General features: G+C 33.4%; 12 protein-coding genes. 6 read left to right on the forward strand and 6 right to left on the reverse strand.

All coding sequences use genetic code 11. The features are described from left to right. Positions 1–406: 406 nt before the first annotated feature. Complete coding sequence (locus OPR37_RS01500) at positions 407–1396, reverse strand: ankyrin repeat domain-containing protein (RefSeq protein ID WP_264684954.1); 990 nt, start codon at positions 1394–1396, stop codon at positions 407–409. After that, entirely contained in the window at positions 1393–1587 is a 195-nt protein-coding gene (locus OPR37_RS01505) for an ankyrin repeat domain-containing protein (protein ID WP_264684955.1), read from the reverse strand. The genes OPR37_RS01500 and OPR37_RS01505 overlap by 4 nt, the downstream gene beginning before the upstream one ends. A 195-nt stretch (positions 1588–1782) precedes the next feature. Here OPR37_RS01505 and OPR37_RS01510 point away from each other — a divergent pair, with 195 nt between their 5' ends. The 4 genes from OPR37_RS01510 to OPR37_RS01525 all read left to right on the forward strand — a co-directional run bounded on the left by OPR37_RS01510 (position 1783) and on the right by OPR37_RS01525 (position 7444). Then, the gene (locus OPR37_RS01510; protein ID WP_264684956.1) at positions 1783–2757 is read left to right on the forward strand and encodes an ankyrin repeat domain-containing protein; all 975 of its coding nucleotides are present in this window, start codon (positions 1783–1785) and stop codon (positions 2755–2757) included. Next, positions 2741–4507: a pentapeptide repeat-containing protein gene (locus OPR37_RS01515; protein WP_012481880.1), complete on the forward strand. Its 1767-nt coding sequence runs from the start codon at positions 2741–2743 to the stop codon at positions 4505–4507. The genes OPR37_RS01510 and OPR37_RS01515 overlap by 17 nt, the downstream gene beginning before the upstream one ends. A 35-nt stretch (positions 4508–4542) precedes the next feature. Further along, positions 4543–5151 (forward strand): guanylate kinase, encoded by a 609-nt coding sequence (gene gmk / locus OPR37_RS01520; protein WP_007302097.1) that lies wholly within the window; start codon positions 4543–4545, stop codon positions 5149–5151. Positions 5152–5395: 244 nt separating this feature from the next. Next, positions 5396–7444 (forward strand): ankyrin repeat domain-containing protein, encoded by a 2049-nt coding sequence (locus tag OPR37_RS01525; RefSeq protein WP_213864019.1) that lies wholly within the window; start codon positions 5396–5398, stop codon positions 7442–7444. Here OPR37_RS01525 and sdhA read toward each other — a convergent pair. Then, positions 7416–9215 (reverse strand): succinate dehydrogenase flavoprotein subunit, encoded by a 1800-nt coding sequence (gene sdhA / locus OPR37_RS01530; RefSeq protein ID WP_012481881.1) that lies wholly within the window; start codon positions 9213–9215, stop codon positions 7416–7418. The two genes, OPR37_RS01525 and sdhA, sit on opposite strands and share 29 nt — an antisense overlap. 208 nt (positions 9216–9423) lie before the next feature. Continuing rightward, a complete protein-coding gene (locus tag OPR37_RS01535) occupies positions 9424–9834 on the reverse strand; it encodes a zinc-ribbon domain-containing protein (RefSeq protein WP_007302100.1) in 411 nt (136 codons plus the stop codon). Positions 9835–9872: 38 nt separating this feature from the next. Here OPR37_RS01535 and dapD point away from each other — a divergent pair, with 38 nt between their 5' ends. Next, positions 9873–10715, forward strand: coding sequence for a 2,3,4,5-tetrahydropyridine-2,6-dicarboxylate N-succinyltransferase (gene dapD / locus OPR37_RS01540; RefSeq protein WP_264684957.1), 843 nt, complete (start codon positions 9873–9875; stop codon positions 10713–10715). Here the strand turns inward: dapD and OPR37_RS01545 are convergent, their stop codons facing one another. Beyond that, positions 10716–10997 (reverse strand): DUF2610 domain-containing protein, encoded by a 282-nt coding sequence (locus tag OPR37_RS01545; protein WP_007302102.1) that lies wholly within the window; start codon positions 10995–10997, stop codon positions 10716–10718. It lies immediately after the preceding gene. Beyond that, on the reverse strand, positions 10998–11390 hold the full coding sequence (locus OPR37_RS01550; RefSeq protein ID WP_264374965.1) for a hypothetical protein: 393 nt from the start codon (positions 11388–11390) through the stop codon (positions 10998–11000). 82 nt (positions 11391–11472) lie between these two features. Between OPR37_RS01550 and OPR37_RS01555 the strand changes: the two genes are divergently transcribed. After that, positions 11473–12501, forward strand: a complete 1029-nt coding sequence (locus tag OPR37_RS01555; RefSeq protein WP_029237556.1) for a class I SAM-dependent methyltransferase — start codon at positions 11473–11475, stop codon at positions 12499–12501. Positions 12502–12739: the final 238 nt, after the last annotated feature.

Consider the following 12739-nt stretch of genomic DNA (forward strand, 5'->3'; position numbering starts at 1 on the left):
AATTAAGCGTACGTGTACGCACTGAAGTAGACTGTGCTATATTTTTTTATTGAGAGATTAGTTGAAAAGTCTGCAGACTTGAATAAGGTGAATTTCGAGCTCTAAAATACCCTCATTTTCACTAATAATAATCAAACTACAAAATGTGTCAAGTAATTTTTGCACTTAATTTAGCAAATATTTATTTGCTAAAAATACTATAAACGCAAAGTGATAGATGTCATGAAAGTAGCCTGACACTGGCATCGAGTTAAATTTGCAAGTATAAAAGTTATGCTAAAATATAACGTTTCTGATAATGATAGAAACCAGTGTCAGCTACTTAGATGACACCGTTTAGTACGCAAATTACCACTGAGCATTTATTTGCAAAAAGTACTATAAACACAAAGCCAGCTTTAGTTTACTACTTCCACTTTAAAGCTATCACATTTTCACTTAAAGGTTGAGTAGTGAAAACATTTTTAAGTGCGGTAGCTACGTCTATATTTGGATCTCTATCCTTTTCTTTTTTCACTTCTGCAATTACGTAACCAGCTACTCCACCTAGCGCTAGACCAACGACAGCTGATGCTATACAAACTCCAATAGCTGCTCCTGCATAATATGCTATTGCCATACCTAAAGCTAAGCCTATTGCACTACCAACACCAACATAGATATATTCCTGCAAAAGTTCTTTTTTTTGTATGTAACTTTTTTTTTGTATATAATTTTTAAGATATTCTTCTATATCTGGTTTTCCATTTTTAGCAGCCCAAATTAGTGCTGTGTTTCCATTATTGTCTTTTGTATTAATATCTGCTTTTGCCGTTTCTACCAGGTACTTCACTACCTCTAAATGACCCTCTTTAGTAGCACATATTAGAGCAGTGTTTCCCTCTTTATCTTTCATATTAACATCTGCTTTTGCTTCTACTAGGCACTCTACTATATCTAAATGACCTCCTACAGCAGCAAGCATTAGTGCTGTTCTTCCTTTATTTCGACTTATAACATTAACATCTGCTTTTGCTCCTATCAGATACTTTACTATACCTAAATGACCGAATCCAGCAGCAAACATTAATGCAGTGTATTCACAGGTATCTTTTTCATCAATCCTTGCTTTTCCTGCGTGTATCAGCCACTTTGCTATATTCACCTCACCTAATCTAATAGCCCACATTAGAGCAGTGTTTCCCTCTTTATCTTTCATATTAACATCTGCTTTTATTCCTATCAGATACTTTACTATACCTAAATTACCCGATTTAGCAGCCCAAATTAGAGCAGTGTTTCCCTCTTTATCTTTCATATTAACATCTGCTTTTATTCCTATCAGATACTTTACTATACCTAAATTACCCGATTTAGCAGCCCAAATTAGAGCAGTGTTTCCCTCTTTATCTTTCATATTAACATCTGTTTTACTCCTATCAGAAACTTCACTACATCTGGATAACCAAATACAGCAGCTAACATTAATGCAGTACTTCCATGTTCATCTGCAGCATTAATATCTGCTCCGCCCTGTATAGCCTGCTTAACAAGATTTAGCTGACCGCTTTCAGCAGCATCTAGTAATTGTTTATTTTGTGGTAACATATACCCCCTAAAAAAATTATATAATTTTAAAAAGCTTGAGTAAGAAAAAGTATTAATTTCACTCGAAATAGCCTATCTAATTTTAGCATTTTATTTTCTATTAGCAAATATAAATAAAACCCTAAGGCATTTTTTACTGTAGATTAATCATTTGATTATAGTATCATTTTAATTAAGCCTATATTTGCAATGTTTATGAAATATAAAGCATTCTTCATACTATTAATTGTTATATCTAACCTGCTTGCTGCAGAACAGCCTGAAGAAAATAAAAATGAAAGCAGTATAAATCAAGAAGACGTATCGAAAAGCAACACTGATGCTGAAAAAACTTCTCCGCTTCTGAGCGAACTCAAAGAAATCACAGACCCAACAAATGTAATCAATAAAGAAGTACCTTCAAGTAATCAAACAAACCTACAGTCTGAAGAGGAGACTAATATAAAAGATACCAAAGCTCTAACAAGTCCTTTATCAGAAGAAAAAAAAGAAGAACCTGAAGAGAAGAAAATCAGTCACAATAATCAAACAAACCTACAGCCTGAAGAGGAGATTAGCAAAAAAGACACCGAACTTTCAACAAGCCAATTAACAGAGAAAAAGAAAGAAGAACAGCCTGACAATATAACACCTGTGAACAAAAAAAATGAAAAAAGCGAAAAATGGACAAAGCTAAACAAAGAAATAAAAAAACATAAAAGCAAGTCTATATATAAAAGACAATATGATAGCCTAAATGAGCACCTTCCTAAAACTATATTTACTGATGATTACAGTAAGCAATTTTTTTACTGCATCAAGAAGGGCAACTTAATTTGTCTAAGAGGAGTAATAAATAAGCTAGAAAAAATTGGATTAACAATTCAAGAAATACTAAGATTTAGAAATAAATTGGGTGATACTCCTCTAATTTATGCAGTGAAACAAGGTCAAATAGACACAGTTCGCTTTCTCTTATTACAAGGTGCTGATCCTAGAGTAGTTGATAATAATTTTAAGTCCCCTATTGAAATAGCAATCGAAAGGAATCAGATCAACATAATAAACGCAATTGCCGAAATGATGCCATACCTTTTAGAGGATAAAGAAATAAACAATCAAGAAAACTCAGAGATGTATAACTTTGCTATAAAAACAAAAGAAAACACGTGTGATGCAAAAGATAATTAGACTTTTGATATTAATTTTAGTTGGTCATTTATGCTATGGAGATGATGCAATCAATGATTTTTTAAGTGCTCTGCACGATGTAAAATACATATCTTACAATACAAAAGATTTTGCTAAATTTTTAGTACAGTGTAATAAAGCCAGCATACCACAAGATTTTAAGAAAGGTTTTGGTCCTAATTTAAATGGTGCTAATTTTAGTCAATTGTATTTAAGCAAATCTATTTTTGATGGAGTAAGTTTAATTGGTGCCGATTTTTCTAACACCGATTTATCAGATGTGTCTTTTATCGATGTTGATTTGCGTGGTGCCAATTTTTCCAATGCTAATTTACATGGCGTTAAAATAAAAGGCACAAATTTAAGTTTTTCAAAATTTGCTTCTACAAATTTAACAGATATCATATTTGATCAGTCTAATATCAGTTATGCTGATTTTATCAATTCTAATCTCAACAAAGTAAGTATGCGTAATATAATTGGTTTGCATACCAAGTTTTTGAATGTAAAAATGAATTTCTCCAATTTATCAAACTCAAGTGCAAGCTACATCAATTTTAGTGATAGTGAAATAAACGACACTGTTATGCAGAAAAATAATTTCGACAACGCAAGTTTCTTTGGAGTGGATGCACATAAGCTCAAGGTACAATTTTCTTCATTAAAAAATGCTAACATATATGGTGCAGAAATAAAAAAATCGGATTTTACAGGTAGCAATCTTTCAAACGCCTATTTTAATTCTTCCATTATAGTCAACAGTAATTTCGAAAAAGCCAATTTAAGCAATTCACAAATTTCCTATGTGAAAGGGGATAATTCAAACTTCATTAAATCTATACTAAATGGTTCCAAGATAAAACATGCATATGTTTTCGAAGCAGACCTTCAGGATGCTGATTTATCTAATATTGATTTTAGTTTTAGTGAATTGTATAAAGTTAATACCTATAACGCTAACATTTGTCATGGAAAGTTTCATAATACTAAAGTTGTGAATTCTGACATGAGTGGTTCGTTCTTTGATCATTCATTGTTTACCTCTGCAAAAATAGAAGATTCAGATCTTTCTAGAACTTCAATTTATAAGACAAAAATTAAAGACTCTCAAATTTATAATAGTACTCTTTCCCACCATAATATGGATTCGAGTGAGATAGAAAATTCAATATTCTTCAAATTATTAGCTGATAATTCGAGCTGGTCTAAGTCAAAAGTCACTAATTCAAACTTTATTGAAAGTGATTTCAAATCCTCCGTGTTTTATGATAATGCCTTTAGAAAGACTAGTTTTTTTCTTAGCAATTTGAATAATTCAACAGTGAGTGATGTCTCTTTCCTCTCTTCAAGCATATATAAAAGTTCAATTGCTGATATTCATTTAACAGATTGCAAATTTGATAATTCAATTATGATTGACAATCAGGGACAGAGCAAAATTACAGGTCTAGAGAGTGCTATAACTTCAATTAAAGATCTGCAAGAGAAAATATCGCAGGGTGAAAAATTTGATGTAAATTATTCTTACTTTGAGTTTAAAGATATGAATTTAGAAAATGCTATTTTTTCTAATTCAATATTAAGCAGAGCAAAGTTTGTAAACGTTAATTTGAATAAGGCAAATCTTGAAAAAGCCGATTTACGTTATACTGTCTTTGATAATTCCTCTCTTATTGATGCCAATTTATCAAATTCTAATTTAGAGGGCTCTAGTCTTTTAAACTTTGATTTAAAAAATACAAAGTCTTAAAAAAGCTCTATAATGTACTTGTTAAATAAAGAAAAATGACCGTAAAAAATGAGGGCATACTACTGATTCTATCCTCTCCTTCTGGAGCTGGAAAAACTACTATATCAGAAAAATTACTTGAGCAATCAACTGATTTAGTTATGTCTGTTTCTATGACTACACGCAAACCTCGTCCCGGTGAAGTAAACGGAAAAGACTATTTTTTCGTTACTGAAGAAAAGTTTCACGAACTATGTAAGGCTGGTCAAATGCTTGAATATGCCAAAGTTTTTGAGAATTTTTACGGTATACCAAAAGATTTTATAGAACAAAACCTGAGCAGTGGAATAAGTGTTTTACTGAATATAGATTGGCAAGGAGCATTTCATTTGTTTGAAATCTTAAGAGAAAAAGTTGTAAGTGTTTTTATACTACCTCCCTCAATGGAAGAGCTTAGACTGCGTCTACAAAGGCGTAATAGTGATGATGAAATTGAAATAGAGCGTAGATTAGCCGAAGCGCAAAAAGAGATAAGTAAAAGTAATAAATATGATTACGTAATAATTAATGATAATCTTGATAAAAGCGTAGAAGAGATAAAATCAATACTAAGTAAAGGAATGCTTAAAAAATTAGAAGAAAAATCAAGTTTGAAAGATCTATAAAAATATTTGTTTATCTCTTTTAGCAGCATTCACGTTTCACAGTTTAGCCACATTTATTATTTTTTAAGATAAAATAGTTAAAATAGTAGACAAGTGCTAAAGTGGGGATTTGACTATGACAATAGATTTTCTAATAGAAACTAGTTTTCTGCCTTTTCACCTATATTTCGATAACATCTAGCTCAATTTAAAAGTTTAATACAATTCGTTAACGCCAAATAGCTTTTAATATTGAGGTTTTAATATGAGTATAGATTCAAGTGTATTAGTTAGTAATGCAAATAAACTAGACAAATGTATAAACAAAAATGAAAAACAAGATAAAAAAGACAAGCAATTGTATAATATTATAGAGAGAAAGGTAAAAAAAGAAAAACATAAGCATGAAAAACCAAGAAGTCGAGATGGAACACTCAAGGAATGTAAAAGGTTATTTAAGGAAGGCGCTAGTCCTGAAGTATTAACTAAATTAGAAGAATCGCTTAGAGAACAGGAAAAATATCACAGATATTATGTCCAATGTTTCCTTCCAGTGCTAGGTGAAGTAATAGAACGATCGAAAAGAATATCAAATGAAACAAAAAAACAAGTAATTTCTGAAGTCACTAAAAGTTGTTTTAGTAGGTACAGCGAACAAGACAGTGGCTACGGTAGCGATTTTGAAGATGAAATAAACGGAATATCAGATTCTGATAGCGATTTTGAAGATGGAATAAACGGAATATCGGATTCTGATAATGACGTTCAATTACTAAATGCAATCCAAAATGGAAACAACAGGAAATTTAGAAAATACCTAAAAGATTGCACAAATATCAGTGGCATAACAGATGAAAAAGTAAATAATATTTTACACCTTATTGCATCGCTCAAAAAGAAACAAAAGCTTAAGTTTCTAGATACCTTGATAAAAATAGCTAACGAGAAAAATTTAGTACAACTTGTTGATAGTGAAAATCAAGAAGGAAAGACTCCTTTTCAGGTAGCACTAATTAACAAGATAATAAAAGGGAAACATGATTCTCACACAATCCAAGATAACGATAACACACTTAAGTTTCTTGCAAAATTGTTAAAGTATGGAGCCAAGCTAAGCTTACCTACAGAGGATTTAGAAAAATTATCTAAAAAGCAAAATGAATACTATCTTAAATTTTTAGAGAAATTGGCTGAGCGAAAACCAGAAATAAAAACAAAAGTTGAAGAAGTTATAGCCCATACCATAAATACTCCAGATAGTAATGATAATTATCAACTACATTTAGCAATTAAAGATAAAGATGAAAAATCTTTTAAGGAATTATTGAAAAAAGGAGCAGATATTAACCTTAAAGATGCAAATGGCAATAATGCTTTACACCATATTGCCTTGCTGAGAGGGAAGCAAAAAGTTACATGCTTGAAATTAATATCAGCCTTAGTAAAAGAAAGAAAAATATCTGAAGATAAATTAGATGAAGCTATAAAAGCAACTAACAGGCAAGGAAATACACCTCTAGAATTAGCACTAAAGAAAAAAGCAGAAAAAAAAAGTATCGAATACCTATCGCAAGAAACAATTTTTGATTTAGCAACTAATTATGATAATACAACAAAGTTTTGTGCAGCATTATTACAAAACGGTGCTAACCCTGATTCTTTATGGTTAGAAGATCCAGAACTCCATACTAAAAAGTACTATTTAACTTTACGAGATCTAAAAGATTGTTCAAGCACTCCACAGAAAGCACAGGAGAAAGCTAAAGAACTAAAAGAGAAGCTTGAGGAAAAATACCACTGTGGAACTGCTTCGAAAAAATGTCAATCAGGCATTAAAAAGCTAGGTTCTGGTGTAAAAAAAGGAGCATCTGTTGTATGGAAATGCATTGATCCGGGCAGGAGAGCTAGTGTATTGTTAGCAATCACAGTAGCAACTACTATTATTACAATGGTAACACTTTCTTGCTTTCAAGGACAAATTGCAATTGGAGCAGCGTTACCCATCATAGCTATAACAGGAGTGGTCTGTCTGATATTCACTTTGGGACTTAGCGGCATTAGGAAGTCTGTTAAGGAATTAACCAACGATAAGCAAAGCCGTAAAGATGATCACCTAGCTGCAAAACAACCTGAAAATATTACTGAACAACAAAATTTAGCTAACAACTCAGCAGAGCAAGAAGTACAAAGATCGTCAAATCAATCGGAGCATACAGAAAGCCCAGCTACTCAAATGAGCTATGTATCAATACTACGTCAATTTATAAATAAACCAGATGGGTTAACTAATAAATTCTCTTTTCCGGGGCGATGAAATCAATCTCATCGCTCAGAGTTTTTTCAGCAACTTTTTTATAGTCAATTTCTACACTAACTTGGCTTTTCTCTTCTTTAAGCCATGCTATAGTATGCTTCATCCAGTTTTTATCATCACGTTCAGGGAAATCTTCACGAGCATGAGCACCCCTGCTTTCCTCGCGATTAGCTGCGCATTCCATGGTAATAACTGCTTGTGGAATCATATTGGCAAGCTCCAGAGCTTCAACCAAATCACTATTCCATATCATACTACGATCTTCAACTGCAATGTTAGGCATCATTTTTGCTACTTCTTTTATAGCTTTTTTACCTTCCTCTAAAACTTCAGCAACACGGAATACCGATGCATATTTCTGCATAGTGTGCTGCATTTCACTTCGTATTTTTGCTACTTTGAACTCTCCGGAAGCAAATCTCATTTTATTAAATCTATCTACTATCCAGTCTGTGCAGTCTGAATGCAATTTTTTATGTGGTGTATCAGGTTTCAATTTTTCTTTTGCCCTAAGCGCGGCAGCTCTACCAAAAACCACAAGATCAAGAAGCGAGTTAGAGCCAAGTCGATTTGCACCATGTACAGAAACACATGCTGCCTCTCCTATTGCAAATAATCCTTCTACCACTTCTTCTTTACCTTTTTGCAACGTGATCACTTCCCCATGATAGTTGGTCGGAATACCGCCCATGTTGTAGTGAACAGTTGGAATAACAGGTATCGGATCTTTAGTAACATCAACTCCTGCAAAGGTTTTTGCTGTTTCACTAATACCTGGCAATCTGAGTTTGATCACTTCCGGATCAAGATGCGATATATTCAAGTACATGTGATCTTTCTTTGGCCCAACTCCCCTTCCCTCTCTAATTTCAATTGTCATTGCTCGACTTACTACATCACGAGAAGCCAAATCTTTTGCCTTTGGCGCATAACGTTCCATAAACTTCTCACCCTGAGAATTAACGAGGTACCCACCTTCACCGCGGCATCCTTCCGTCATCAAGCACCCTGAGCCATATATTCCTGTTGGATGAAATTGCACAAACTCCATATCTTCAAGTGGCAACCCAGCTCTTACCACCATGCCATTACCATCACCTGTGCAGGTGTGTGCACTTGTTGCAGAAAAATAAACACGTCCATAACCACCTGTTGCTATTACCACAAAATGTGCACGAAATCTATGCAACGTACCATCACACAGCGACCAAGCTATCACCCCACAGCATGTCCCTTTGTCCATAATCAAATCGATTACAAAATATTCGACAAAAAATTCAGCGTTAAATTTAAGACATTGCTGATATAGAGTATGAAGAATTGCATGCCCAGTTTTATCTGCTGCTGCACAAGTACGCTGAGCCGATTTTCCTTTACCAAAGTGAGTTGTCATTCCACCAAAGGCACGCTGATATATTTTTCCATCTTCCGTACGAGAAAAGGGTACACCAAAATTTTCAAGTTCAATCACAGCTTTGGCAGCATTTTTACACATATACTCTATTGCATCTTGATCGCCAAGCCAGTCTGAACCTTTTATTGTGTCATACGCATGCCAGCGCCAATCATCTTCAGCAATGTTGCTCAAGGCTGCACTAATTCCGCCTTGTGCTGCAACTGTATGACTCCGTGTAGGGAAAATCTTAGAAATACAGGCAACTGAAAAATTAGTTGCAGCCATTCCAAGTGTTGCTCTAAGCCCTGCTCCACCTGCACCCACTATCACCACATCATACTCATGCTCTATGATTTCATACGCTGACTTATCCATATCCACTTATTTTATCATCACAGGCTTATAATATCACAGAAGTAGAAAAAATCTATACAAGTTTTCTGGATGTAAGCTTCTGAAACAAATCTATAGTAAACGATGTAATAACAACCATAGGGCGTCATGAAAGTAGCTGAAATTGGAATGACACTATCATAAAGGAATAAGTGTAGTTATTTGCATAACATTGATGACTTATGCCTATTTAATTAGATCTAAAATTAGATAGAAAAAGGTAATCTTGATAAAACTCATTTACAACAAGTTCTCTCGCACTTGAATTTTCCGTTTGCACTTTTTTGTATCCTAATTTATGGCTTATTGAATCTTTATATGAACTAACTGCTTTATATATCTTACTTACCTCTCCTGGAAAGATACCACCAACAATTATAACGCATAACCCTGCAACTGTTGCAAAAGCTAGAGTTAAACTTTGCCTCCAGTTAGCTTTTTTTTCTTGTATACCAGCAGGGCACAATTCACTTGACATTTCTTTTAGATACTCATGCCACATGTGATTGCAGTTTGTACATTTCACTTTTCTTCCAGATTCACCTATTTGCCCACGAGATACTAAGTAAGTTTTAGTACAATTATGACATTGTATTTTCATAGTGCTTACGTATAAAATAATATAAATTTGATATCAATATGTATATAATAAATGAAAAATTTGCAACTAAAAAATTACAAGATGAGATAGAAAATATTTGGAAAGATAAAGAAAAACTTAACGACTATAATCTAAAACACGAAGCAAGATTAATAATCAAAGAGGTAATTGAGTTACTTGACAGTGGTAAAATTAGAGTAGCAGAAAAGCTATCAAGTGGAGAATGGATAGTACATAAGTGGATAAAGCAGTCAATATTATTACATTTCCTCACTGAGGAAAGCAAAATAATAGACAACACCAATTGCTGGTTTGACAAAATCGGTAGTAAGTTTAGTGAATGGAATGAAGAAAAATTTTACCAGTCAAAAATTAGAGCAGTCCCTGGATGTTTTGTCCGCCAATCTGCTTACATAGGTAAAAATGTTGTTCTAATGCCAAGCTTTATCAACGTTGGTGCATACATTGATTCTGGCACAATGATAGACACTTGGTCAACAGTTGGTAGTTGTGCACAAATAGGAAAAAACTGTCATATTTCCGGTGGAGTGGGAATAGGAGGAGTTCTTGAGCCTATTCAAGCTTCTCCAGTCATTATAGAGGATAATTGCTTTATTGGAGCGCGCAGTGAGGTAGCCGAAGGTGTCATAATAAGAGAAGGATCAGTCCTTAGTATGGGGGTGTTTATTGGAGCATCAACAAAAATTATTGACAGAGAAACAAGCAAGATATTTTATGGTGAAGTACCACCTTACTCTGTAGTTGTATCAGGATCTACTCCACCTAAAAACAACATTTCAACCTATTGCGCAGTTATAGTAAAAAAAGTGGACGAGAAGACGAGATCAAAAACTTCTATAAATGAAATATTGAGAATCTAACTACTTACCGTCACTTTTTTTATCATTATTACTAACTATAGTAATGGCATATGCGCATAATTCTGGAAAAGAGATCCCGTTTTCTTGAGACAACTTGTATAATTTTTGCAAACTTTCTTTAACTTTATTAGGAATGTTTCCTCCACGCTCCTTTGCAAGCCATGAATCTTGATGGTGAATTGGATGAGTATCACCCTTTGGATTTCCTATATATACTGCAAAAGGTGCATTCTGTCCTTTGAAATCACACTGTACAGTAAATTTTTTTATAGACTCAGCCATTTAAAGACCTCTACTTTTCTTTTTAACCGATTTTATAGAAGATACAAGAGGTGGTTTTTTGATAAAATCTTGCCTATTAAACACACTTTCTTTGCCTTCTAAAGCTCGACGAACATCGGCTCTGCTTAGCTGTGACTCTTTTGCTACCCTCATTCCATGCTTTACCATAATATTAGTATATGCTAACACTTTTTTTACTAACTCTAGATCACCATTCAACATTTGAACCAATGCTTGAAATACCTCCGCTAAAGTTAATCCATCAGCACTTACAACCTTATTTTCTACAAAATTGATAGCTTCTTTAAATTTATATTCAATACCATCATCTTGAGGTATAAGGGTAACATAATCCGTATCTTGATTGTCCATAACCAAAGCAATACTACTCATATGTTTTTAAACTTATATTATATATATAAATACTCCACTATTTTATAGTATGGCACGCTATAGTTAAATGTTTATTAATAATATGCTCACTTATATACACGAATTAATTGATAAAAGCCAAGGATCAATATCTATCAGCGATTTCATAAGTGCTGCTCTATATCATAAAGAGTACGGTTATTACATGAATAAATTACCACTTGGCAAAGATGGTGACTTCATTACTGCACCTGAAATTAGTCAGCTATTTGGTGAAACAATTGCAGTGTGGATAATGAATACATGGGAAAAATTAGGAAAGCCATCAAAATTTTCTCTAGTTGAACTTGGACCAGGTAAAGGAACACTCATTCACGATATAATAAGAGTTACTAAAAAATACAGCTGTTTTTTTAGCTCAATGAACATTCACCTAGTTGAAATAAGTCCTCTTTTACAGAAAATACAAAAGGAAAAATTAAAGGGATTAGATATTAATTGGCACACAGATGTCGACAACTTACCAAATCAGCCAACTATTTTTTTTGCAAATGAGTTATTTGACGCCCTTCCAATTGACCAATTTATTTATCGTGATGAGCAGTGGTATGAAAATAGAGTAATAAAACAAGATGATGGCAGTCTTTCATTGTCACTCCAGTGCTTAACCAGACCAAAAACTGGATTCCAGACTGGAATGACAGGGGGTTTCAATGGTGCAGTAGTGGAAGTATGCCTAGCCGGAATCGAAATATTAAAGAAACTTGAGAATAAGATAGTCAATAACGGAGGAGCTGCCCTGATTATAGATTATGGTTATGTATATCCTGAATATAAGAGCACTTTGCAATCGATAAGGCAGCATAAATATACTAATTTTCTTGAAAACGTCGGTAATAGTGACATCACTGCACTTGTGAACTTTCAATCATTAAAAGATTCATTAAGGCACGTAAATTGTGAGATTTTGACTCAAAGAGAATTTTTACACCTTTTTGGTATAAAGGAAAGAGCACAAGCTTTAATGAAAAATGCAAGTAATGAACAGAAGAATAAGATCTTCAGTGAATTTTTAAGGTTAACTGAAAATATGGGTACTCTCTTTAAGGTAATGCTGATTCACCATTTGTAGTCTTGTGTAGTTCTTATGTTAAACATACAAATACTAAAAAATTTACAGAATAAAAAAGGTAAAAAAAACGTATCTGTTCAGCAGAGTAGCAAAATAAGATAGACAGATAAGACTATCATAGGAACAAATAGGTGTCATGAAAGTAGCTGACACTGGCACGACAACAAAAAAGTTACTCAAATGACACCCTTTTGATGCACAATTTTTGGTGCATCACGTACTGATTTTCATCCAAGAC

The organism is Wolbachia endosymbiont (group B) of Lycaena phlaeas, assembly GCF_947251875.1.
In the GTDB taxonomy this organism is placed as follows: domain Bacteria; phylum Pseudomonadota; class Alphaproteobacteria; order Rickettsiales; family Anaplasmataceae; genus Wolbachia.

Bases quoted from the DNA above. Each gene is read 5' to 3' on its own strand.
- OPR37_RS01500 (WP_264684954.1), bottom strand. From the start codon at position 1,396: ATGAAAGATAAAGAGGGAAACACTGCTCTAATTTGGGCTGCTAAATCG.
- OPR37_RS01505 (WP_264684955.1), bottom strand. From the start codon at position 1,587: ATGTTACCACAAAATAAACAATTACTAGATGCTGCTGAAAGCGGTCAG.
- OPR37_RS01510 (WP_264684956.1), top strand. From the start codon at position 1,783: ATGAAATATAAAGCATTCTTCATACTATTAATTGTTATATCTAACCTG.
- OPR37_RS01515 (WP_012481880.1), top strand. From the start codon at position 2,741: ATGCAAAAGATAATTAGACTTTTGATATTAATTTTAGTTGGTCATTTA.
- gmk (WP_007302097.1), top strand. From the start codon at position 4,543: ATGACCGTAAAAAATGAGGGCATACTACTGATTCTATCCTCTCCTTCT.
- OPR37_RS01525 (WP_213864019.1), top strand. From the start codon at position 5,396: ATGAGTATAGATTCAAGTGTATTAGTTAGTAATGCAAATAAACTAGAC.
- sdhA (WP_012481881.1), bottom strand. From the start codon at position 9,215: ATGGATAAGTCAGCGTATGAAATCATAGAGCATGAGTATGATGTGGTG.
- OPR37_RS01535 (WP_007302100.1), bottom strand. From the start codon at position 9,834: ATGAAAATACAATGTCATAATTGTACTAAAACTTACTTAGTATCTCGT.
- dapD (WP_264684957.1), top strand. From the start codon at position 9,873: ATGTATATAATAAATGAAAAATTTGCAACTAAAAAATTACAAGATGAG.
- OPR37_RS01545 (WP_007302102.1), bottom strand. From the start codon at position 10,997: ATGGCTGAGTCTATAAAAAAATTTACTGTACAGTGTGATTTCAAAGGA.
- OPR37_RS01550 (WP_264374965.1), bottom strand. From the start codon at position 11,390: ATGAGTAGTATTGCTTTGGTTATGGACAATCAAGATACGGATTATGTT.
- OPR37_RS01555 (WP_029237556.1), top strand. From the start codon at position 11,473: ATGCTCACTTATATACACGAATTAATTGATAAAAGCCAAGGATCAATA.